We start from the raw sequence: 21,010 nt of genomic DNA, 5'->3' as shown, positions 1-21,010 counted from the left end.
AAAGGCCAACATGACCGACAGCGAGACCGAACTCATCTACACCGCCGACGTGGTGGCCCTGACCCCCGGAGGGGATGTTCTGCTCGTAGAGCGCAGCAGGCCGCCCTTCGAAGGGGCCTGGGCGCTCCCGGGAGGTTCCGCCGGACACCAGGCCGCTGCCCTCGGTGTCTCACTACGACCAGTTGCTCCGACGCCGCCGCACCAGCGGCAGCGGCCACCGTGAGGGAGAAGCGCAGTGACCATGCCCCGACAGCGAGGCTTGACCGAGCAGGCCGCCGACGCCGCGATCGACTCCGCCTGCCGTTTGCTGCGGCTGCCGTCGATCCGCAACGAGTTCTCCGACATCGCCGACCGGGCGATCAAGGACCAGATGACCTACCGCGGCTTCCTCGCCGAGCTGCTGATGGCCGAGTGCGACGACCGGGCCCGCCGCAGGTCGGAGAGGCGAATCAAGGCAGCCGGCTTCCCTCGGGAGAAGTCCTTGCGGTCCTTCGACTTCGACGCCAACCCCAACATCGACCCGGCCACCATCCACACCCTCGCCAGCTGCGAATGGATCAAGAAGAGCCAACCCCTCTGCCTCATCGGCGACTCCGGCACCGGCAAATCCCACATGCTCATCGCCCTGGGCACCGAGGCCGCGATGAAGGGCTACCGCGTCCGCTACACCCTTGCCACGAAGCTGGTCAACGAGCTGGTCGAGGCCGCTGACGAGAAGCAGCTGAACAAGACCATCGCCCGCTACGGCCGCGTCGATCTCCTCTGCATCGACGAACTCGGCTACATGGAACTCGACCGCCACGGGGCCGAACTCCTCTTCCAGGTCCTTACCGAACGCGAGGAAAAGAACAGCGTCGCCATCGCCTCCAACGAGTCCTTCGGCGGCTGGACGAAGACCTTCACCGATCCCCGGCTCTGCGCGGCCATCGTCGACCGACTCACCTTCAACGGCACCATCATCGAGACCGGCACCGACTCCTACCGCCTCGCCAGCACCCGAGCCCGAGCCGAGGAACCCTCCAAAACGGGATGACTCCACCAGAGGTAGCAGGTCAGTTAGCGTCGGCTGATCCGTCAGGCACTGCCACGGGACGCAGCACGGTCAGAGAGTCCTCCTGGCGAGCGACCATCGCGAAGGAGAACGTGTCGGCCTCCAGGCAGAGCTCGACATCGTCGGGATGAACACCTTGATATCCGCGTCGCAGCCCGTCGGCGAGGTCGGCGGCTGCCCGGGAGGTCCTCGCACGGTGGAGATACGGGGCTACCTCGACATCGATCCCAGCGAGATGCTGACCGATGTATTCAGCGCAGGCCAGGTCCTCGTCGGCCTGGCCTTCATTGCCGGTGACGACGAACGTCACCGGCCCGGAACCATCGGTCTTCAGGAACCGCGCCGTCGCGCCGGCCACTACGAAACTCGCACACAACACCAGCGGCGAGCTCGCGACGGCCAGGGCACCGACGGTTCCGGCTGTCGTCTTCTGCACCACCGTGCGACCGGCCAGATCGAGCGACCTGATCAGACCAGGTGAGTTCACGGTGTCGAAGCCTGCGGCTGGAGCACCGTCCTTCAGAGCCAGCCAACCCGGACGACTGTCCTTCAAGGCCAGCGCCTCACCCTCTGACGAGGCCAGGACGATCCTTTCGGCGCCGCGCGAGAAGGCCCAGGCAGCCACGGTGAAGGCCCGCATCACGTCGACGACGACAGCAACACGCGGAACGTCAGTCAGCTCTGGAATACCGACAAAGCGATGGTTCATCTCGCCATTCTCGCCGAGGCCCGCAACTCCGACGCCATGAGCGACCCAACGACTTCACCGGGGTCTCGGGACACGGCAGTGCCGTCATTTGGCATCGACATCCACGCCTCGAATGATCACTAACTTCCTCCGAAACCAGTCGACAAACGCTGTTCCTAGAGATCAACGAAGCCACCCCGCCGACAACCTCAGCGGAGCGGCCAGCGAGATCCGCGGCATCTTCCGCTGGATCTGACCACCTCGCACGAGACCCGATCGACCACTCACCAGGAGAGGCCCGCCGTGCAGAACTGTGCCTTCTGCTCCATCGCCGCCGGCCAGGCCCCGGCCGTCATCGTCCGGGAATGGCCCGACGCTCTCGCCATCCGCCCCCGCACCGGCGGGGTGACCGAGGGCCACGTCATGGTCCTGCCGCGCGTCCACGTCGCCGACGCCGGCACCGACCCGGAGGTGACCGCCGCGGTGATGCGCCGCGCCGCCGAGCTGATGGCCGAGCTCCCCGCCGCCAACCTCATCACCTCCAAGGGCGCCGCGGCGACCCAGTCCGTCTTCCACCTCCACGTCCACGTCGTGCCGCGCCAGGACGGCGACCACCTGCCCCTGCCCTGGACCCCGCAGCACACCGCCCGCGCCGCCGCGCAGAACGGAGCGTCCTCGTGACCGGCATCAACCTCGTCATGGCCCGCGAGCCCATCCCCGCCGGCCCGTCCGTCTTCCTCGCCGGCCCCACTCCGGACAAGAGCGCACCCGTCCCGTCCTGGCGGCCGGCGGCCGCCGAAGCCCTGACCGCCCAGTGGACCGGCGCCCAGCCGCTGACCGTCCTGAGCCCCGAGTCCCGGCACGGCCAGCGCGCCGACCGCTACGAGACCCAAGTCGACTGGGAGACCGACGCCCGCGCCGCAGCCAGCGCGATCCTCTTCTGGATCCCCCGCGACCTCAGGACCATGCCCGCCATGACCACCAACGTGGAGTTCGGTCTGGACGTGTCGACGGGCAGGGCGGTGCTGGGCTGCCCGCCCGACTGCCCCAACCCCGAGAGGAACCGGTACCTGATCTACGTGGCCCGCCGCCACGGCGTGCCGGTGTGCACCACCCTGACCGCCACGGCCGCCGCCGCCCTCGCGCTCGTCTCCGGCAACCACTGACCCCCGCCCCACCGACCGGAAGGAATCCCTGATGGAACGCGTCTACCTCAACCAGCGCAGCGGTGAGCGCCGCATCCACGTCGAGATCGACGAGCCGGAGATCGCCGAACTGCTCGCCGAACTCGCTGAGTCGACGACCCCCGCCCTGCGCCAGCTGGCCGAGATCCTGGACGCCGCACACCGGCGCTTCGGCCACGGCGCACCCGAGCGCACCACCACCGACACCGTCCCCGCCGGGCTCCGCAGCTGGGACGTGCCCTGGCCGGAGTACACGCCCACGGACGTTACGCCACCCGAGCTGCTGCCCGAGGCCCTGGCCCAGCACGTACCTGGCTGGGCCGAAGGAGCCGCCACGCCGGCCGACGTGACCGACTGGGACGTCCGGCAGGCCGCCGCGCTGGTGCCCTTCGAGCGGGACGCGCGAGGCTGGCCCCTGCACCCGACGGGCCGCACCGGCCGTACCGGCCGTACCGGCCGGAACCTGGGCCGATGGGGCGAGAACGCGGCCGCGGACCCCATCGTCGTCGCGGGGAGCGGCACAGAGCGCCGGGTCCTCCTGATCACGCGGGACGACATCAAGGTGGAAGCCATTCCGGGAGGCATGGTTGATCCGGGCGAAACCGCACCGGCCGCCCTGGTCCGTGAGCTGCGCGAGGAGACCGGTGTCGACCTGGCCGGCCATCAGCCGGTCATCATCGGACGGAACCTGGTCGACGACTGGCGAGCCTCGGACTACGCCTGGGTCGCCTCCACCAGCGCGATCTACCTGCTGCCCGCCACGGTGACCGCCATCGCCTCCGATGACGCCCTCGACGCCAACTGGTGGCCCTTCGGCTCCCTCGACCAGCTCGACGCAGAGATCACGGCCGCCGGCCGCACCCTCTACGCCGCGCACCGGCCGCTTCTGCAGCGCGCCCTCGACCACCTCAACCGGTAGCCCGAGTCCGAGAGACCGTCGGACCGGTCCCCGCCCGACGCGCAGAGCCCCGGACGCGAAGTCCGGGGCTCTGCTGCGACCAGGTGCTCAGGCCGGCAGGGGAATCAGTCGGTCTCGACGTAGGCGACCAGGACCAGCGTGCCCAGGGCGGTCGGCACGTACAGGATCCGGACGCCGTCCTCGCGGTGCTCGCGGATCGCACCGTGCTTCGACAGCACGCCGATCTCCGGGTCCTTCGAGACGGCCACGAGCACCGGGTCGAGGCGGAGCCGCTCGGCCTCCGTCATCTTCTCGATCTGTTCCTGCGCCACGTCGTAGAAGACGATCCGCGCGCGCCTGGGCGCGTGTCGGCCCATCAGGCGACGTGCGAGGTGGGAGCGGAGTCGTCGAGAGGGGGCTGCCCGAGCTTGTCGCGCAGCTCCTCCCAGGAGGTGACGGCGTCCAGGTCGACACCCTCACCGGCCAGGCGCTCCAGGACGTAGGCGATCCGCGGGTCGCCGTCAGCCATCTCCCGCGCGTCGGCCCGCAGGGCCTCCTGCTCGGCCTGGTCGAAGACGATCCGCATCGCGGCCTCCAAGTCGTAGATGCTGCAACGAGGCTAGCGCAGGCGCGCCTCACCGGAACCCGGAAGGTGAAGAGGTGAGGAGACCGGCTGCCGCGCAGGGTGTTCTGCGGCCGGCGGAGACGAAAGCGGCCGGCGCCCACTTCCGCCGAGGCGGGTGGCAAGGGCGCCGGCCAACCGAAAACACACACTCCGGGAGACCCGAGAGGCGTATCTCGCTTCCGAGTGTATCCGTACGAGGCGGCGTTGCGGATACGGCCCACTTGCCATCGGTGATGTAAGCTGGGTAATGTTGTCTTGTTCGCGGGTGGTGGCAGCCCGCGGCACCGAACACACACCGCACCCAGGAGGCCCCATGCCCCTCGCCCTCACCCACCCCGCCGGCAGTGCGAAGCAGACCACGGCCGTCGCATCCGCGTGGCCGGCCACCGCCGCGGCCGCCGACGCCGAACTCGCCCACCTCGCCGAGCTCCTGGCCGACGCCGGCGTCACCACTGTCCCCGCCGCGGGCGCACTGACAGCGCCCGGCCTCGCCGCCGGCCCGGGCGACACCACCGGCATCCGGGTACGCACCACCAGCAACCCGCCCCACGCCCTGTACCTCATCGCCGCCGGCCGCCTCACCCCGCACACCACCGCCGACAGCGCCTTCGCCCACCTCCGCCCGCTCATCGAGGCGGCCGCCCGCCCCTGCGACGGATGCGGCGCCGAGGCGGGCGAGCCGTGCAACCCGGGCTGCCTGCCCTACCCCACCACCGACTGACACCCCCCGCCGGCGGGGCGCGACGAGCGCCCCGCCCCGTGATGAAGGAGAAGCACGTGATCCGCGCCGGCCGCCTGCCATACGTCCAGACCATGTCCGACCTCGCCGACGCCCTCGGCAAGAAGCTCACCACGCTCCGAAACCAGAAGCCCTACGCCGCGGACGGCCACCCGGCGCCGATCAGCTCGCCCGACGCCCGCAACCAGCTCTGGGACGCCGAGCAGACCAAGGCCTACTACGCCGGCGAGCCCATCCCCGAGCTGCCCCAGGTCGACCACGACGAGGACCTCCTCGACCGCCACGAGGCCGCCCAGGTGCTCGGCATCGAACCCGTCACCTGGAACACGTACAAGAAGGACCCGGCCCTGGCCGCCGGCGTGGTCCTCGTGCCCGCCGGCCCCAAGGGCACCGAGCACTGGCCCCGCCGCCTGGTCCTCGCGTACAAGAACAGCCGGCCCGGCCGCGGCGTCGGCGGAGGCCGCCGTGAGGGCAGCGGCGACATGATCCCCCGCGACCAGATCCTGCCGCGGATCGCCGAGCTCCTGGACGCCGACCCCGCCGTCACCGTCGAGACCGTCTCCGACACCCTCGGCATCACCAAGTTCCCCACCGCGCAGTCCGGCTTGGCCACCCTCCGCGGCCGGCGCATCGCCGACCTCGTCGAGCAGCAGCCCGGCCTCGACCTGAAGGACGCCGCTCTCCAGCTGGGCTACCCCGCCATCACCCACCGCGCCGCCATCACGTTCGCCGAGCGCGAGCTCCACGCCCGCGGCGCCCAGCCCTACCTGCAGCACACCGCCGACGTCCTGGCCGCCGCCGGCATCGCCCAGCAGGCCCAGGTCGAGATGCGCCAGCTCGACGGAGGCGCCGTGGCCGCCGCCGTGCTGCTCGACACCGACCAGCCGGCCGCCGCCGCAGTGTGGGACTCCCGCTACGGATGGCGCACCTCGACCAGCCGCCGACACCCCATCGGCAAGGACACCGACACCGCACCCGAAGGCGAAGGAATCCGCTACCTGGGCAGCGGACTGCGGCCCGAGCCCGAGGAACTCCTCGCCGCACTGCGCGACGGCCGCAAGGGCACCAAGCGCCCTAAGGCAGGCACGGGCGAGCCCAACAACAGCGAGGACTGAGGAAAGGCCCTCGCCAGCCGCACCTCTATGTCAAGAACCCGCTCCCGGGCAACGCCAGCACCGCTGAGTGGATGGGCCAGCTGCGCCGCGCCGTGCGAGAGATTGAGTCCGTGCAGTAGGGCAACCGCCTGGCGGCCGCGAAGGCGCCGAAGGTGGAGTATGTGCTGAACTGGACGCCGGTGACAAGGAGGGGACGAAGTGAGCGGGATGAGGCGCGACGAGTGGGTTGGGAGGACCAAGTCCGCCAGGAGGTACGAGCCGTTCTGGGAGAGCGTCCGGGAGGCCGAGGCGCAGGGTCATCCGGTGATGCACGTCGTCAAGGTCGGCAAGTTCATCACGAAGGCGTCCACGGACATCGAGCTCGCCAAGCTGTTTGCTGAACACCTGATCTCCGATCAGGACGAGGTCGGCGAGTTCGACTGGGCGCCGGACGAATTCGACGTACTGCATCTTCGGTTCAAGAACACGCGGACCGGGGAGTGGGAGTCCACCATCCAGTCCATCTCGACGGTGCCAGCGCTGCCCGAGGTGCCGAAGTGAGCGCCGCGACGCGCAAGGTCCTCGACGGCTTCATGTGCTGACGGACCGCTCGGGGCGGGGCCCGGCCGGACCGCCGGTCACTCGCCCCGACGGTGTCAGCTGGCCTGCCGGTAGCTGGCCGCCGGCCCCACCGTGCCAGAACCGAACCGGGCGTTGAGCAAGTCGATGGCCTTCTCCGCCCGCAGCCTGCGCTCGCGGCCCTGGTCGAAGGACAGCTGCTCAGCGGCAGCGGCCGCGTCGACCAGCTGCTCACAGCGCAGCGCGATGCCGCGCACCCGGGCCCGCTGGAAGCCCAGCGCCCGGTACATGTCGTATGCGGTGTCGCGGAGGTCCTCGGTGTGCGCGCTCGGGCCGTCGGCCAGCTGGCGGCTTCGGTGGACCTGGGACCGGTCGGCCAGGGTGACGGTCATCGTGACCGTCCTCGCCGCCAGGCGCCGGGTACGCAGCCGGTCGCCGAGCTCGACTGCCAGTGACAGCAGCGCGGCACGGACCGCCTCGGGGGAGAGTGTGTCGAGGGCGAACCGCCGCTGCGCGGCCGTGCTGTGCGGGAGCTCGGTCGGCACCACCACCCGGCGGTCGATGCCGCGGGCCACCTCGCGCAGCTGCCGGCCCGCCCGCCCACCGAGGACCCGCTGCACGGTCGCCTCCGGCAGCTGCGCCAGCAGCCCGATCGTGTGCACCCCGAACTGCACCAGGCGCTGCTCCTGGGTACGCCCGATGCCGTAGAGCTCCCCGACCGGCCGGTGGTGCAGGAACGCGGCCACCTGCTCCGGCGCGGCCCCGACGGCGACCCACCCGGTGCGCAGGGCGTCCCGGGAGGCCATCGCAGCCACCGACCAGGTGGGGCCGACGCCGATCACCACCGGCAGCCCGTACAGCGCCATGGCCCGGGTCCTGATCATCCGCCCGAGCTCAGCCGGGTCCCGGTCGAAGAAGCGGATGCTCCCCGACACATCCGCCACGAGCACCGATGGCGGGACCGCCTGGACCACGGGGGTCACGTCCGCCACCAGGCCGAGGAGCAGCCGGTAGATCACCGGGTCCACGTCCGCAGGGCAACGCAGATGCAGGATGGAGGAGCCGGCGCCCACCGGTTCCCTCTGCTCGTCGTCCACAGCGACACCTCCCACAACCACCTTATCGAAAACTTATTCGAACAAGCACCCCAGGAAGTGGAACGGGGGATTCGAACAGAGATACGATACTGAGGTGATCTACCGAACCCTGCCCTGCCTGTGCCCCGGCCGCACCCAGGGCCGCACGGAGCCGGCGGCCGGGGGGACCGGCATTTCCGGAGAGGGCCTCCGGCCCCACGGGGAGGCGTAGCGATGCCCGCCGGACGCGACCTGGACTGGCTCCTGCCGCCCGACGTCGAGCGACTGCGGACGCTGGAGCGCTGGTGCCTGGTGCTGCTGGAGCTGATCCGCGGCCGCATCGCCGAGATCGAACGCCGGGACCGCGTCACCGAGGCGGCCCGCAACGGGCCGGCCGTCACCCCGCTGAACGAATGGAAGCTGGAGCACCCCATCGGCAGGGGAGGGCGCATGCTCATCCACACCGCCGACTGCCGCCTCGCCTCCGGCCGGACGCGGCCCACCACCCGCGAGCAGGCACTCGACGCCCTCCGCCAGCCCCAGGTCGAAACCTGCTCGATCTGCCCCGCCGCCCAAGAGCTCGGCATCACCGACCCCTGAGCCCACTCGCGCCCACCGGCCCCCGCTCCCTCCCCGCAGGCCCCGCCCCCAGGGCCGACCGGCTTGCCCAGCCCACCGAACCCGGCTTGCCCACAGCACCCACAGGCTTGCCCAGGACGGTGTGCCCAAGGCTTGCCCACGAGGCAGCCAGGCTTGCCCAGTCTGCAAAACACCAGCTCAAGAGGCTTGCCCACGGCCAAGAGCGGGGATCCGGCGGACACACGAGCCGGACCCTGATCCAGCGGAACCCCGGGGCCGGGGAACGGACAGGCGCTGTGCGGATCCGTGCAGGATCGTCGCCCAGCCGGCCACGTCCTGCGGTACCCCGAACCCCATGTCGACGTTGCCGAGGAACCCGGTGGACACGCGCATGTCCCGCAGCGCCATCTTGTACCGGCCCGCGAGCACCTCGCCGACCCACACCGGCATGTCCGGCTCCGCCACGCCCTCCTGGACGGGCGCGAAGCTGGTGGCGATGTCGCCGGGCAGGGGCTCCAGGAGGAGCGCGACCTTCGCCTGGGCGTGGAAGTCGCCGACGGCCGCGGCTGCGCGGACCCAGGTGTCGGAGACCGGAACCGGGGTGCCGAGCATCTGGCCGTGGACGAAGAGCCCGAGGCTGTTGTCCACCACGTGCAGGGTGGTCGGGACCGGCAGGTTCGGGATGTCCTCAGCGGAGTCAGCCGCTCGCCGACGTTCCCAAACGGTTCTATCTCCTGGAGGACGCCCGCGCCGAGTACCAGCAGCACACCTGGACCGCGGACCTCCCGACCTACCCCAGCACCAGGACCTCCGCGCCGCTCCGGCAACTTGTCCCACGCCCGACGTCGCACTGCGGGACGACCGTCGCGATCGGGGGCTGGATGATCGCCTCGCTCGGCCTCTCCTGCCCGGACTGCTACGACGTGAGGTCCGGCGAGCCATGCCGTCACGACTTTCGGTACCACCGTCAGCGGTAGGCAGGAGCCGGCGTGTCCGGCGCTCTGCGGAGGGTGGGCAAGCCCATGCCGGCGCGCCTTTGAGGCAGTTGCACCGGAAGGGGGCTGGAGGGTTGCTTGCAGAGGTGCACTAGGAGTTGCACCGGAGGTGTGACCGGGAGTGGGACCCCCACTTTTTCGATCTTGGGCATCGTGCCTGGTCAGGCCCTGTGGGCAAGCCCCCTCGCCACGACGACACCTCTTTCTCCGCGATAGCCGGAGGAAGAGGCCTGCTTCTTCTCAGGGCCGGGCCGGCCTTCACCAGCCCAGTCCAGCCCAGCTCAGCCCAGCCCAGTTCGGACCGGCTCCCACGGTCCGGTCCGGTCCGTGCCTCGGCCGGCTCCCTGCTCCCCGCTCCGGACCCGGCGCCTTCCGCTGCGTGGCCCGGCCCGGCCCGGCCCGGGGCCGTCCGCTGCGCGGCCCGGCCTGGACAGCGCGGCGCCCCGCTGCGCCCGGACATGGCGAAGCGGCCCCGCCGGAAGGCGGGGCCGCTTGGTGTGGAGCTGATTCAGTGCATCTCCCAGTCGACGCAGCGGCGCTGGGGGAGCGGCGGCTCGACGCCGAGGCGCAGTGCCAGCCGGACCGCCGCGCGGTCCCGCTTGTGTGCCGCCTGCTGGTGAGGCTTCCGGCTCCCGTCCTTCAGGTGGGAGATCCAGGGCCGCTCCTGGAGCTGCAGGTGCGCGGGGCGGTCGTGGAAAGTACGGGCCATCTCGGGGCTCCTCGCTGTGGATTTGTAGCGGTGCGTGTTTCGCGGTCGCTGACCGGCTGCCACCGCCGACCAACTGAGACAACTATAATCCCTACTCATCACTTCCGTCAAGCGGGGATGTGCGGCGAGTTTCAGCGCGTCGCGGCGTGGGCGGCCGGATGGGTGAATGCGGGATCGGGTCGAGAAAAAGGCCGTTCCGGCTTCCCGAAAGTGATGTGTAGCGGTTATAGTTGTCTTGTTGGTCGGGAGTGGCACCCGGCCAACACCCCCCGAACTCACACGCTCCAGGGAGAAACCCGTGTCGAACTCCATGAAGATCACCGCCGGTCAGACCACCACCCGCACCCTGACCGACCTGATCCGCGCCATGGACGGCCAGCGCGCCACGACCATCACCTACGTCGACAGCAAGGGCGACGAGTCGGTGCGCACCATCGAGATCCACAACATCCTCACCACCAGCAAGGGCGGCATCATCGTCCGCGCGATGTGCCGCACCCGGGGCGAGATGCGCTCCTTCACCCTGGAGCAGATCAAGGCGTACACCGTCCACCGCATCCGCTTCGTCCTCGCGGTCCCGGAGGAGAACGCTGCGGACGTGACCCCCCTCGCCCACTTCGTCGCTACCGCGCAGGAGCTGGTTGACCTGGAGCTGGAGCGCGACTACCCGGCGCCCAAGCTGAAGCTCGCCGCATAGGCGAGCGGGGGCCCGCCCCGCCGGGCGGGCCCCCGCCACCGCGCCCACCGTCGGGGGCCCGCACGGCCCCCGCCCCCCGCTCACAGAAGGAACTGACGATGACCCAGCGCGACGCGCAGCCCGAGACGACCGATTGCCCCGGATGGGGCGAGCGGTGCGGCAACGAGACCACCGAAAGCGCCGATCTCTGCCCCGACTGCTTCACCGCGCGCCTGAACGCGCAATCCCCCCGGATTCCCCTCTAGCCCCTGGCCGCGCCGGGCGGACGGAACCGCCCCGCCCGCCCGGCCCCCGGCACCGGGCAGCTCTCCCGCTGCGCCCCTTGCCACACCCGGGCCGCCCCGCCCGGGGCGAGCCACCCTCCCCGAACCTGGAGGCCACGTGCCCGATGCCGACTCCTGCGACTGGCGAACCGCCCCTTGCCCCGAGTGTGCGGATCCCGCCGCCCTCCTCGTGCCCGGTGACAGCGACCGCGCCGACATCCTGCTCTGTACCCGCTGCCCCATGCGCAACCGCCTCCCGTGCCGAGACCCTGCCGACATCCGCGCGCACCTCCCGTTCGGGGCCGTGCTCGCCATGAGCGGGGGAGCGCTGCGCATCGGCCTCCCCGCCGCGCCGCGCGGCCTCACCGCGTACGCGCGCGCGGTCGTGGCGCTGGCCACGGAACACGGGCTCCTTCCCGTGTGGCGGCCCTCCACCCGGCGCCATCGCGTGACCCTGGCCGCGCCCAGCCCCGACGGCGCCTGGGGGTGGATGGAGGTAGGCGCCCGCTCCGGGAAGATCCTGCGCGCCACCATCCACCCGCACGGGCGCGGTGGGCCCGGGGTGCAGGCCGCCGGGCCGCGCGGCGCCCGCCAGTTGGTCGCCTGCCTCTCCGGCCCCGGCTCGTTCGCCGGTCGCGCAGCGACTGAAGGGGGAGCGGAGAAGGCGCCCCGCTGACCCTTCCGGCCAGCGGCGGCGCCGGCCAGGAGGTCCGGTGCCGGCGGCCGCAGTCCACTTCGACCCAGAGATCTGACGAATAGTCAGAGAGCGGGGAGTTGTGCAAGTGATGTGTGGCGATTATAGTTGTCTCATCGGGATGGGGAGTCCCGAGGCGGCAGTGGCAGCCGCACACCGAAACCGCACCACCCAAGAGGGAGCCCACCATGAGCCGCACCATCCGCATCCGCAACACCGAAGACGCCGTGGCCGTGATTGCCGCCCACACCACCCGCGTGATCGCCGCCGCCGGTCACCCGGGCCACGACCTGGAATCCGTCGGTCAGGTCATCACCTCAGACACGGTCCTGCAGACGATCCGTACTGCCTATAGCCGTCGCATCGCCCAGGACGCCACGCCCAAGGATGCCGTCATCGCCGTCGGCCAGTCCCTCATCGCCCACTACTGCAACAGCGCCGGTATCTGAGCGCCCCGGGCCGGGCGCCCCGCCCCCGCTCCCGGCCCCCTCGCCCTGGCGTGCTCAACGCGAGGCCGCATTCAAGATCCACCTGGACTGGGTGCGCCTCGCCGCCGTCGGTGTGGACATCGCAAGCCCCTGCAACCGGCAGATCGTCGCTCACCGGGACCCCGCTCGGCGTACAGCGCTCCCGCGTCTCGGTGCCCGGCCTGCCTCGGGTCCGGCGCCGAGGTGGGCCCCCGGCGCACGAGCCCGACGGGGGATCCTGTGCGCCACGGCCCACCCGCACGGGTGCGGTGGCCCGGCGTTCGTGCCCGTCGAGCCGCGCGGCGCCTGCCAGTTGGTCGCCTGTCTCTCTGGCCCCGGCGTGGTCGCCGGTCGCGCGGCGGCTGAGGGGGAAGAGGGTGAGGCGCCCCGCTGACCCTTCCGGCCAGCGCCGCCGCCGGGCCCAGCCGGGGCCCGTGCCGGCGGCCGCAGTTCGCCTCGACCCAAGATTCTGACGAATGGTCAGGGGTCGGAAAGTTGCGCAAGTGATGTTCAGGGGTTATTGTTTTCTCATCGGGGCGGGGGAGTCCCGAGGCGGCAGTGGCAGCCGCACACCGAAAACCGCACCATCCAAGGAGACCCGTGAACACCTCCCGCGCCGCGTGCGCCGTCCTCGACACCGCGCGCCGCCTGTACCCCGAGGCCACGACCGTGGACGTCTACAACTACGGCGGGACCACACGCCTGGACGTGTTCAAGGCCGACACCGAGCAGGACCGGAAGCTCCCGCGCTTCACCGTCCGCTCCGTCGGCGCGGCCCTGGACGCCGCCGCCGGAACGTACGCGGCCCTGGCCTTCGGCCCCCGCTCCGCCTGGCCCAAGCACTTCACCATCACCCACACCGGGCCCCTGGACGTCGCCGACGCCGACCGGACCGCCGGGGACCACGTCTTCAACGGCCGCGTCTGGACCGGCATCGGCGAACAGGCCATCCAGGCGGCTCACTACGTGCTCGCCTACCGCCGAGACATGAGCCGCTCCGAGACCCTGCGCATGGTCCTGCAGTTCCAGTACGACACGGCGGTCAGGAACCTGGAGCTGGCCACCCGCGCCCCGAAGGGCTACCCCTACTTCTTCGCTCTCGCCCGCTCCATCGTCAAGCACAACCCCGTGAGCCCCGTCGCCGCGTGGGTCGCGGCTGGCGCCGCCACCCGATAGGCGACCCCTCCGGCCCGGGCCCCGTGCGGGCCCGGGCCGCTCCCTGAGGTCACGCCCTCCCCTGGGGCTCCCCCGGCGGGCGTCGGCGCTCCCCTGGGGCGGCACGCCTCAACCCCCGCCCGTGTCCCGCCCCGGCGACGCGGGGCGGGACCAAATCGACTACGGCGAACCGCCGGGAGCGCGCCGACCCGCGCCGGCGCGGCCGACGAGGCACATCAGATACGCCCCCGCGGCAGTGGCAGCCGCGCACCCCGAACACGCACCCCGCACGAGGAGACCCATGCCCCTGCCTGCCCCTTCTCGGACAGCCGTCCACACCGCCCGGCTCGCACGCCCCGCCGTCCAACGCAAGCGCCCGACCGTCCTCACCTGGGGTCTGGGTGCGGATTCGACGGCCGAGATCCTCATGTTCCTCAACGACCCCGTCGCCCACGGCCTGGAGCCGGACCTGTCCGACCTCGTGATCGTGCACGCCGTCACGGGCGACGAGTTCAGCGACTCCCTGTCCTTCGCCGACCGCCTGGTCCTGCCGCTCCTGCGCGCATGGCGGGTGCGCCTGGTACAGGTCTGCCGCGGCGGCCCGCGCGACGCCGACGGCGTCCTGGTCCTCGACGACTCCCGCGCGCCCCGCCGCATCCACGCGGCCGGCCCCTGGCGCCTGTCCGACGAACTGCGCACCGCCGGCACCGTCCCGATGCTCGCCTCCGGCCAGCGGCGATGCAGCATTCGGTTCAAGGGCTGGGTGCTGGACACCTGGGCCGCCCACGAGTTCGGCACCGGGACCTTCCGTCGCGTGATCGGCTACCACGCCGACGAGACCGGCCGCGCGCTGAAGGACTCCGCCATCCAGGACCAGCTGAACACCGCCGCCGGCCGGGTCATCTGCGAGCCGGACTACCCCCTGATCCGGGCAGGCATGGCCAGGGCCGCCGTCGAGCAGTACGTCCTCGACAACCTCGGCGAAATGATCTTGAAGAGCCACTGCACGATGTGTCCCTTCACCGGGGTCTGTTCCTCCCGCGACCTCTACGAGGAGCGGCTGCGCGCCCACCCGGCCGAAGCCGCGCGGGTCCTGCGCATGGAGCACATCTCGCTCGCCCTCAACGAGCGGATGTCCCTCTACGGACCCGCCGGATCCCTCAACCGGCGCCTGGCCGAGGACGTCCGCAACCGGCCCGTCCTGGACGCCTTCCAGGATGACCTGGAGCAGACCCCGTACGCCGTGTACGAGGTCCGCCGTCTCACCGGCCTCGGTCGCACGAAGGACTGCCGGCGCTGGCACGGCAAGAGCTGCACGGACCCGAAGTGGTGGTGCACCCAGCAGCGCAAGCCCCGCTGCCGCCGCATCCACACGGTCGTCGACCAGGACGGCGCGCCGGTCGACGCCGCACCGCAGTGCCTCGGCGACGACAAGCGGTGCCGCGGCGCGCAGCAGAAAGGGCCGACCTGGCGATCGGTGCGCACCGTCTTCGAGGGACCCCGGGAGCGGGCCGAGGAACTCGTCCCCGGTTCGCCCAGCGATACCCCGAGCGCGCCCGCCTGGTCGCCGGGGAGACCTCCGGGATCCGGCGCGCCCACTACCTGCCCGAATCCGAAGGCCTGCCGCACACCGAAGCGTTCATCGTCGCGGCACCCGCGGGCGTCGCCGACAAGCAGCGCCCGGGGTTCGAGGAGCGCTGGACGGAGCACACCGGCGCCAGGCCGGTCTTCCGGCCGCTGCGCGAGCTGCCCCAACCGGCGCCGCGCCGGCGGTCGGCCGGCGGCCCCGCACCGCTGTACCGGGCGAAGGTCGCCGGGAGCGTGGCCCTGACCGCGTGATCGCAGCCCTTGCCAAGTGATGAATTGCATGTATAGTTGTTTCGTGGGTCGGCGGTGGCAGTCGACCCCCCGGAACCACGCAATTCGGAGGCACTTCATGAGCACGCAGACCCTCGACACCTCCCGACTCGACGCCGTCGTGGCCAACGGCACCGAACACGGCTTCGCCCGGATCCGCCTCGCCGACGGCCACGCGATCACCCTCAAGGTGCAGCCCGGCGCCCCCGCCGCGGAAGAGGTCTTCCTTTCCCCTGGCCTCACCGCTCCCGACACCGAGGCCTGGGAGAACGAGGACTCCTGGGAGGAGTGGCTGACCGGCGGCGCCCTCGGCAACGAAAGCGGCATGTTCCTGGACGTGCCCACCGAAGCGCTCCGCGACCTGATCGTCCAGCACGGCGGCGAGCACGAGGACCAGGACGGCCAGGACTCCGCGCCGCCCGCCGAGGCCGCCACCGCCGAGCAGGCCAAGCCGGACCCGCTGGCCGAGATCGCCGACCTGCATGGGGCGTTCGAGCACGGCTACGGCGCCACCGACATCCGCAACATCTTCGGCCGGATCTACGACGCGGGCGGACCGTACCTGGTCTGCGTGTGGGAGGTGGCGGACGAGTACGGGTTCGGCGGCAACGCCGAGTTCTATGCCGAAGACGAGAACTGCCGCCTCTTCGAACTCCAGCCGGACGTCTACCGCTGGCTCACCGGCCAGCAGGAGAACCCTGGCCCCGTTGACACCTGGATCGGCGCGCACCGCCCCGAGCTGGTCGAGTACGCGGCCACGGACGACCGCCACAACTACGCCCAGACCGAGCGCTGATCCTCCCTCCTGCCCGGTGGTGGCGGGGATTCTCGCCGCCGCCGGACGCGGGTCCGTCGGCCCCGCAGCCGGCGGCTCGGCTCCCGGGCGGCCTGGGCGCCTCCGTCGCCTGCGGCGTCACCGGGGGAGGCGCCCCCTTGCGAAAGTGATGAATGGTAGGTATTGTTGTCTTGTCGGCGGGGGATTCCGTCGACATCCCCACCACCCTCCAAAGGAGTTCACATGACCGTCGCCACCGCCTCCGCCACCCAGACCGTTCTGGAGCCGGGCACGGTCGTGCGCACCCCCCGCTACGACGAGGGCAAGAACACCGGCGTTCGCCGGGCCATCGTCCTCGGCCTCTGGAACGAAGACGCCCCGAAGGACGGATACAAGGTGTGGTTCTACACACTCGGCGCCCCCTCCTTCGCGCCCAGGACCCTCGGCATGGCCTTCACCGGTGAGCTCACCGCACTGGGCACGGTCGAGGAGATGTCGGAGCGCACCCTGCTCCGGCTCCACACCCAGCTCCGGGACTACAACCTCCGGAACCTCGCCGGGTACGGCGCCGTCGAGCACCGGATCCAGAAGGCGGGCCTGCGGCTCCGCGCGCTCCGCCTGGGCCAGTAGGTCCGATGTCGGGGGCGGCACCACCGCCCCCGGCCCCTCCCGCTGGTCGGCCGTGGCAGCCGACCGGCACCGACAACACACCTCACACGCAAGGAGTCCGTCATGGCCCGTACCACCTTCGTCGCCTCCACCGGCTGCACCCGCACCAGCGAAACCCGTCACTACACCCATGCGGTCGTCGTCGACCGGCGCGAGGGCGAGGGCCGCATCGTGCACACCTGGTCGATGTCCGCGGCCAACGTCGCCAAGGCGGCCCGGACCGCCGAGCGCGCGGGCTGGAAGAACATCGCGGTCGAGGAAGTCGCCGTCCAGGCCAAGCCGGTGCGCACCCACAAGGCGACCCCCGCCCAGACGTCCACCCAGACGGAGTCGGCCCTGGCTGAGGAGCGCGCGCCGCTCGCCCTGTACTCCGTACGTCCGGCCCCGGGCGGGGGCTTCGAAGTCGTCAACAACTCCGGCCTGGTCGTCTCGGGCGACTGGCAGACCGAGGCCGTCGCCCAGGAGCAGGCTGATCTCCTGAACGCACAGGAGAACCGCAAGCGTGCCGAGGACGCCCTGACCCAACCGCAGCGGCGGGTGTACGCCGTCGCCAAGCGCGACGGCGCGATCGGCGCCGGATACAGGCACAACCTCACCGCCGTCCGGAGCCTGCACGCTGCGGGCCTCGTCAAGCTCACCGAGTACGGCCCCGGCTCCTGGAATGCCGTCCTCGTTCCGCCGCCCGCCGCCGGCACGGCCCAGGACGCCCTGGCCGCCGGTGAGGGCGTACTGCCCGAGGACGCCGAACACCCGGCGGCCGCCGCCGCGGTGACCGCCTTGTCCGGACAGCCGCTCGCCGACGTCAGCGGCCCCGACGACCTCGGCGAGGTCGCCGGCTACTGGGTCCGGCCGGACGGCACCAGCGGCCGCCTGGCCGTCGGCTGGGTCGAGGACGGCAAGCTGACCACCGGCGCCGACGGGCGGCCGCCCCTGGCCGCGCTGCGCGTCGCGAAGGAGCTGTTCGAGCGCACCGAAGGCTGGCTCGTCGAGCCCGGAGACCACCCGTCCCTGCACGTCTGGCACGTGCCCACCCTGGAGGCCGCTGCCACGCAGGGCGCCGCCGCCGAGCAGGTCCGGGGCGCGATCACCGACACCTGGACCATCACCCACACCGGCCTGCCCGAGGGACGCTCCTTCCTGAGGGTCGAGGCTCCCGACTCCGGCGCGGCCTTCGAGGCCGCCCTTGCCACCCGCGGCGGCCGCCTGGTCCAGCAGGCGGGCCACCGGCTCGGCGCGCGGCGTCTGCGGGAAGCGGACCTGGTCCGCACCGTCGGCGAGCGGGTCCGGCACGTGGCCAGCGGCCAGACCGGCACCGTCGAGGCGGTGGACGTTCGGATGGCCGGCGCCCGGGCGTACCGGGACGGGGTGACCGTCGCCGTTGACGGCCGGTCCCGCAAGACCGCCCGCTCCCTGGAGTGGGAGCCCCTGCCGGTGGCCGAGGACCCCGAGGCTGCCTGCTGATGGCCCCGCCCGGCCCCGCGGGGCCGGGCGGCCCTCTTTCCCCTCCGCCGCCACGGCGCGAGCCGCGCCCAGGCGGCGCGCGGCCGGGTGCCACCCTCAGCAGCCCCGGATTTCTCTGCGGATTTCTGCCGGGAAGAGCCAGCGAACCCTTGCGGCATGATGAATGGCGAGTATAGTTGTCTTGTGGTCGACGGTGGCAGTCGACCACACCGAACACACATCCTCAGACCCTTCGGAGAGTCATGATCATCAGCGCGCCGCTCCCCAACGCCCTGCACGCAGCCGCCCGGGCCCGCACCATCGCCGGTATCGCCCGACGGAGGAGCGTGCTCAACCACCCGGCCTGGTATGCGCTGACCACGGTCGCCGAACTGCTCGACGACGTCGCGCTGGCCTTCGAGGCCGACCTTCCCCCGGTCCTGGACGGTGTCGTCATCACGAACACGATCCCCTTCGACGCCTCCCTGCTCCTGTCCATCGCCGAAGACGTCGTCGCCCAGAACGCGGCGACCGGGCTCCCCGCCTGCCTCGGCAAGTACGTCACCAGCGCCGTGTTTGGCACCCTCGAACTGCCCCGGCTCCTGCACCCCGTCAGCGCCCAGCTCGCCTCCCAGGAGACCAGCCTGCGCGGTGCTCTCCAGCTCCTGCACGAGCGCCACCTGACCGGAGCCGGTGAGCGGCCGGAGGCGGCGGCGCTCTACCTGGAAGCCGCATTCAAGCTCCACCTGAACTGGGCCCGCCTCGCCGCCGCCGTCGCCGTGGACAACGCCCGCCCCTGCAACCGGCCGACCGTCGCCCAGTAGGACCTCGCGCGGCGTACGGAACCGCACCTCGGCGCCCGGGCCACCTCGGGCCGGGCGCCGAGGGCCGGTCCCTGGCACGACACCGACCCGCACGGCACGAAGCCCCCGCCTGCTTGATGCGAAGGAACGAGATGACCAACCGGAATGAACCCACCGAAGGCGACCTGCTGCGCGCCGAACTGGCCGCCCTGGGCCGCCACGCCTTCCCCGGAGAGGAGGGTGGCATGACCTTCCTGATCATGGCCGCAGACCCGGGCGCCCCGGACGACGAGGACGCCGCTTACGGCGTCTTGCACGTCCTGATGTACGCCGGCGAGCGTGCCGACCGGCCTGCGGCCGACCATCGCGAACCCTGGTCCGCGCACCTGCACGCCGCCGACGGCACCTACCTCACCACCCTCGTCGACGGTTCCCCCACGCCGCTCGACGCGGCCGCCGACGCCGCCCGGTGCGCCCGCCAGGTGGTCTGGCAGCTCAGCCGACGCCGCCGCAGCAACATCCCGCCGGTCGCACGCCGGTTCTGCACCTTCTGATCCACCCCCGGCCGGGCGGCAGTGGCAGCCGCCCGGCGCCGAACTCACCACCCCGCACCGCGAGGAGACCCATGGACATGAGCACCCGCCGCCGGCTGCTGGAGGCGATCCGGCGCGCTCACCAGGCCGACGCCGCGTACACCGCCGCCGACCGCGCCCGCGCCCGGGCGGCCAAGGCCGCCGCTGCCGCGCGCACTCACATCACCAACGACCCGCAGCTGCAGGTCGACGCCGACGAGCAGGCGGCCGCGCAGGCCGCGTACGCCGGCCTCGTCCGCCGCGAGCAGGAGGCCCGGGCCAAGGTCCGCCGGACCTTCACCGCGGCCCGCGCGGCGAACCGCGCCCTCGCAGAGCTCTACACCCCGCACGCCCCCGGCCGCGGAACCGGCGGAGGGCGCCGGTCCGACGTTGCGGCCGCCCTCCTCGGCGAGCTCGCTCAGACACCCCGCGAGCTCATCCTGGCCGCGGACAAAATCGTCGTCTCGACCAGTGCCGGCAAGGACTCGCTCGTCTGCGGGCAGCGCGTGGTCACCCTGGCCGCCGAGGCCGGCTGCCTGGACAAGGTGGTCCTGGTCCACGCGGACCTGGGGGAGGAGTCCGAATGGCCCGGCGTCCGCGAGCTCGCCCAGCGCCAGGCCGAGCGCTGGGGCGTCGAGTTCATCGTGGTCCAGGCCGACCGCGGCCTGCTCGGCCTCGTCGAGAAGCGCGGCATGTGGCCCGACGCGGCCCGCCGGCTGTGCACCTCGACCCTGAAGCGAGACAAGATCGCCCCGCTGTTCAAGCAGATCACCGACGCCCTCGGCCTGGACGAGCAAGCCCTGATCCTCTCCGCCCTCGGCATCCGGGCCGCCGAATCCCCCGCCCGGGCCAAGAAGCTGCCGCTCGCCCTCGACATGCGCGCGAGCACCGGCCAGCGCATGGTCCTGACCTGGCACCCGATCCTGGAGCTCTCCGAGGCCGACGTCTGGCAGCAGATCGCCGACGCCGCCCTGGAGTACCACCCCGTCTACGACGCGGTCATCCCCCGCCTGAGCTGCGTGTTCTGCGTGCTCGCCGGCCGGGACGTCCTGGTGCGCGCCGTGCGGCTGTGCTGGGCGCTCGGCCTGGACCTGCCCGCCCGGTACGTCGCCCTGGAGGAGCACATCGGCCACAAGTTCCGGGAGAAGCTCAGCGTCGCCGAGATCGTCGCCGAGGCCGCCCGCGTCGAGGCGGAGGAAGGCCCTCTGGTGTGGGCGCGCGGGGACGCGCTGCGGCGCCACCTCGGCGAGGAGGCCGCGGCCGACTACCTCAGCCGGCTGGCCCTGACCCTGGCCGCCTGACCGCCGGGGACGGTTCCCGAGCAAAGAGTGCGTGCCCCTCCTGGCCATTCGTGATGTGTTGTGGGTATAGTTGTTTCGCCGGTCGGGAGTGGCACCCGAC

At 71.8% G+C, this 21,010-nt stretch carries 26 protein-coding genes; 20 read left to right on the top strand and 6 right to left on the bottom strand.

Going from position 1 to position 21,010, the window contains the following annotated elements; translation table 11 throughout:
* The first annotated feature begins 235 nt into the window (after positions 1–235).
* Positions 236–1,033: an IS21-like element helper ATPase IstB gene (gene istB, locus AB0O53_RS13955; protein ID WP_365195418.1), complete on the top strand. Its 798-nt coding sequence runs from the start codon at positions 236–238 to the stop codon at positions 1,031–1,033.
* Between the two features lie 19 nt (positions 1,034–1,052).
* Here the strand turns inward: istB and AB0O53_RS13950 are convergent, their stop codons facing one another.
* Positions 1,053–1,760: a 2-phosphosulfolactate phosphatase gene (locus AB0O53_RS13950; RefSeq protein WP_365195415.1), complete on the bottom strand. Its 708-nt coding sequence runs from the start codon at positions 1,758–1,760 to the stop codon at positions 1,053–1,055.
* A gap of 282 nt (positions 1,761–2,042) precedes the next feature.
* Between AB0O53_RS13950 and AB0O53_RS13945 the strand changes: the two genes are divergently transcribed.
* From AB0O53_RS13945 to AB0O53_RS13935, 3 genes are read left to right on the top strand one after another with little or no spacing between them, the layout of a single operon-like run.
* Positions 2,043–2,420, top strand: a complete 378-nt coding sequence (locus AB0O53_RS13945) for an HIT family protein (RefSeq protein WP_365195413.1) — start codon at positions 2,043–2,045, stop codon at positions 2,418–2,420.
* Positions 2,417–2,905 (top strand): nucleoside 2-deoxyribosyltransferase domain-containing protein, encoded by a 489-nt coding sequence (locus AB0O53_RS13940; RefSeq protein ID WP_365195411.1) that lies wholly within the window; start codon positions 2,417–2,419, stop codon positions 2,903–2,905. The genes AB0O53_RS13945 and AB0O53_RS13940 overlap by 4 nt, the downstream gene beginning before the upstream one ends.
* A 31-nt stretch (positions 2,906–2,936) precedes the next feature.
* On the top strand, positions 2,937–3,842 hold the full coding sequence (locus tag AB0O53_RS13935; RefSeq protein ID WP_365195408.1) for an NUDIX domain-containing protein: 906 nt from the start codon (positions 2,937–2,939) through the stop codon (positions 3,840–3,842).
* Positions 3,843–3,946: 104 nt separating this feature from the next.
* On the opposite strand, the gene AB0O53_RS13930 is transcribed toward AB0O53_RS13935, so the two are convergent.
* Together AB0O53_RS13930 and AB0O53_RS13925 are read right to left on the bottom strand one after the other, a co-directional pair.
* Positions 3,947–4,198, bottom strand: a complete 252-nt coding sequence (locus tag AB0O53_RS13930; protein ID WP_365195407.1) for a hypothetical protein — start codon at positions 4,196–4,198, stop codon at positions 3,947–3,949.
* The gene (locus AB0O53_RS13925) at positions 4,198–4,419 is read right to left on the bottom strand and encodes a hypothetical protein (RefSeq protein ID WP_365195405.1); all 222 of its coding nucleotides are present in this window, start codon (positions 4,417–4,419) and stop codon (positions 4,198–4,200) included. Before AB0O53_RS13925 ends, AB0O53_RS13930 begins: the two co-directional genes overlap by 1 nt.
* A gap of 340 nt (positions 4,420–4,759) precedes the next feature.
* Here AB0O53_RS13925 and AB0O53_RS13920 point away from each other — a divergent pair, with 340 nt between their 5' ends.
* From AB0O53_RS13920 to AB0O53_RS13910, 3 genes are all read left to right on the top strand, one after another.
* Entirely contained in the window at positions 4,760–5,167 is a 408-nt protein-coding gene (locus tag AB0O53_RS13920; protein WP_365195403.1) for a hypothetical protein, read from the top strand.
* A 56-nt stretch (positions 5,168–5,223) separates the two neighbouring features.
* Positions 5,224–6,300 (top strand): hypothetical protein, encoded by a 1,077-nt coding sequence (locus AB0O53_RS13915; protein WP_365195401.1) that lies wholly within the window; start codon positions 5,224–5,226, stop codon positions 6,298–6,300.
* 198 nt (positions 6,301–6,498) lie between these two features.
* Positions 6,499–6,840 (top strand): hypothetical protein, encoded by a 342-nt coding sequence (locus tag AB0O53_RS13910; protein ID WP_365195400.1) that lies wholly within the window; start codon positions 6,499–6,501, stop codon positions 6,838–6,840.
* Between the two features lie 95 nt (positions 6,841–6,935).
* On the opposite strand, the gene AB0O53_RS13905 is transcribed toward AB0O53_RS13910, so the two are convergent.
* Entirely contained in the window at positions 6,936–7,955 is a 1,020-nt protein-coding gene (locus tag AB0O53_RS13905; protein WP_365195397.1) for a DNA polymerase Y family protein, read from the bottom strand.
* 213 nt (positions 7,956–8,168) lie between these two features.
* Between AB0O53_RS13905 and AB0O53_RS13900 the strand changes: the two genes are divergently transcribed.
* Positions 8,169–8,534, top strand: coding sequence for a DUF6233 domain-containing protein (locus tag AB0O53_RS13900; protein ID WP_136214722.1), 366 nt, complete (start codon positions 8,169–8,171; stop codon positions 8,532–8,534).
* A 177-nt stretch (positions 8,535–8,711) separates the two neighbouring features.
* On the opposite strand, the gene AB0O53_RS13895 is transcribed toward AB0O53_RS13900, so the two are convergent.
* The gene (locus AB0O53_RS13895) at positions 8,712–9,161 is read right to left on the bottom strand and encodes a hypothetical protein (protein WP_365195393.1); all 450 of its coding nucleotides are present in this window, start codon (positions 9,159–9,161) and stop codon (positions 8,712–8,714) included.
* Positions 9,162–10,016: 855 nt separating this feature from the next.
* Positions 10,017–10,217 carry a hypothetical protein gene (locus AB0O53_RS13890; RefSeq protein WP_073919197.1) on the bottom strand — a complete coding sequence of 67 codons (201 nt, stop codon included), beginning with the start codon at positions 10,215–10,217 and terminating at the stop codon, positions 10,017–10,019.
* Positions 10,218–10,515: 298 nt separating this feature from the next.
* Between AB0O53_RS13890 and AB0O53_RS13885 the strand changes: the two genes are divergently transcribed.
* The 12 genes from AB0O53_RS13885 to AB0O53_RS13830 all read left to right on the top strand — a co-directional run bounded on the left by AB0O53_RS13885 (position 10,516) and on the right by AB0O53_RS13830 (position 20,910).
* Positions 10,516–10,914, top strand: a complete 399-nt coding sequence (locus AB0O53_RS13885) for a WYL domain-containing protein (protein ID WP_365195391.1) — start codon at positions 10,516–10,518, stop codon at positions 10,912–10,914.
* Between the two features lie 98 nt (positions 10,915–11,012).
* Complete coding sequence (locus AB0O53_RS13880; RefSeq protein WP_365195389.1) at positions 11,013–11,159, top strand: hypothetical protein; 147 nt, start codon at positions 11,013–11,015, stop codon at positions 11,157–11,159.
* A 259-nt stretch (positions 11,160–11,418) separates the two neighbouring features.
* Positions 11,419–11,853, top strand: coding sequence for a hypothetical protein (locus AB0O53_RS13875; RefSeq protein WP_365195386.1), 435 nt, complete (start codon positions 11,419–11,421; stop codon positions 11,851–11,853).
* A gap of 206 nt (positions 11,854–12,059) precedes the next feature.
* Positions 12,060–12,320 carry a hypothetical protein gene (locus AB0O53_RS13870; RefSeq protein ID WP_365195383.1) on the top strand — a complete coding sequence of 87 codons (261 nt, stop codon included), beginning with the start codon at positions 12,060–12,062 and terminating at the stop codon, positions 12,318–12,320.
* 618 nt (positions 12,321–12,938) lie between these two features.
* The gene (locus AB0O53_RS13865) at positions 12,939–13,514 is read left to right on the top strand and encodes a hypothetical protein (RefSeq protein ID WP_365195381.1); all 576 of its coding nucleotides are present in this window, start codon (positions 12,939–12,941) and stop codon (positions 13,512–13,514) included.
* Between the two features lie 280 nt (positions 13,515–13,794).
* Entirely contained in the window at positions 13,795–15,324 is a 1,530-nt protein-coding gene (locus AB0O53_RS13860) for a hypothetical protein (RefSeq protein WP_365195379.1), read from the top strand.
* 105 nt (positions 15,325–15,429) lie between these two features.
* Positions 15,430–16,146, top strand: a complete 717-nt coding sequence (locus AB0O53_RS13855; RefSeq protein WP_365195377.1) for a hypothetical protein — start codon at positions 15,430–15,432, stop codon at positions 16,144–16,146.
* A gap of 222 nt (positions 16,147–16,368) precedes the next feature.
* Positions 16,369–16,755: a DUF6409 family protein gene (locus AB0O53_RS13850; protein WP_365195374.1), complete on the top strand. Its 387-nt coding sequence runs from the start codon at positions 16,369–16,371 to the stop codon at positions 16,753–16,755.
* 102 nt (positions 16,756–16,857) lie between these two features.
* The gene (locus tag AB0O53_RS13845; RefSeq protein WP_365195373.1) at positions 16,858–18,255 is read left to right on the top strand and encodes a hypothetical protein; all 1,398 of its coding nucleotides are present in this window, start codon (positions 16,858–16,860) and stop codon (positions 18,253–18,255) included.
* Positions 18,256–18,497: 242 nt separating this feature from the next.
* Positions 18,498–19,058 (top strand): hypothetical protein, encoded by a 561-nt coding sequence (locus tag AB0O53_RS13840; RefSeq protein WP_365195372.1) that lies wholly within the window; start codon positions 18,498–18,500, stop codon positions 19,056–19,058.
* A 131-nt stretch (positions 19,059–19,189) separates the two neighbouring features.
* A complete protein-coding gene (locus AB0O53_RS13835) occupies positions 19,190–19,591 on the top strand; it encodes a hypothetical protein (protein ID WP_365195370.1) in 402 nt (133 codons plus the stop codon).
* 77 nt (positions 19,592–19,668) lie between these two features.
* Complete coding sequence (locus tag AB0O53_RS13830) at positions 19,669–20,910, top strand: phosphoadenosine phosphosulfate reductase family protein (protein WP_365195367.1); 1,242 nt, start codon at positions 19,669–19,671, stop codon at positions 20,908–20,910.
* The last annotated feature ends 100 nt before the right edge of the window (positions 20,911–21,010 follow it).

The organism is Streptomyces erythrochromogenes (assembly GCF_040684695.1).
GTDB lineage: Bacteria > Actinomycetota > Actinomycetes > Streptomycetales > Streptomycetaceae > Streptomyces > Streptomyces erythrochromogenes_C.
Note: the sequence above shows the minus strand (reverse complement) of the source record. Positions and strands in the feature narration are given on the sequence as shown.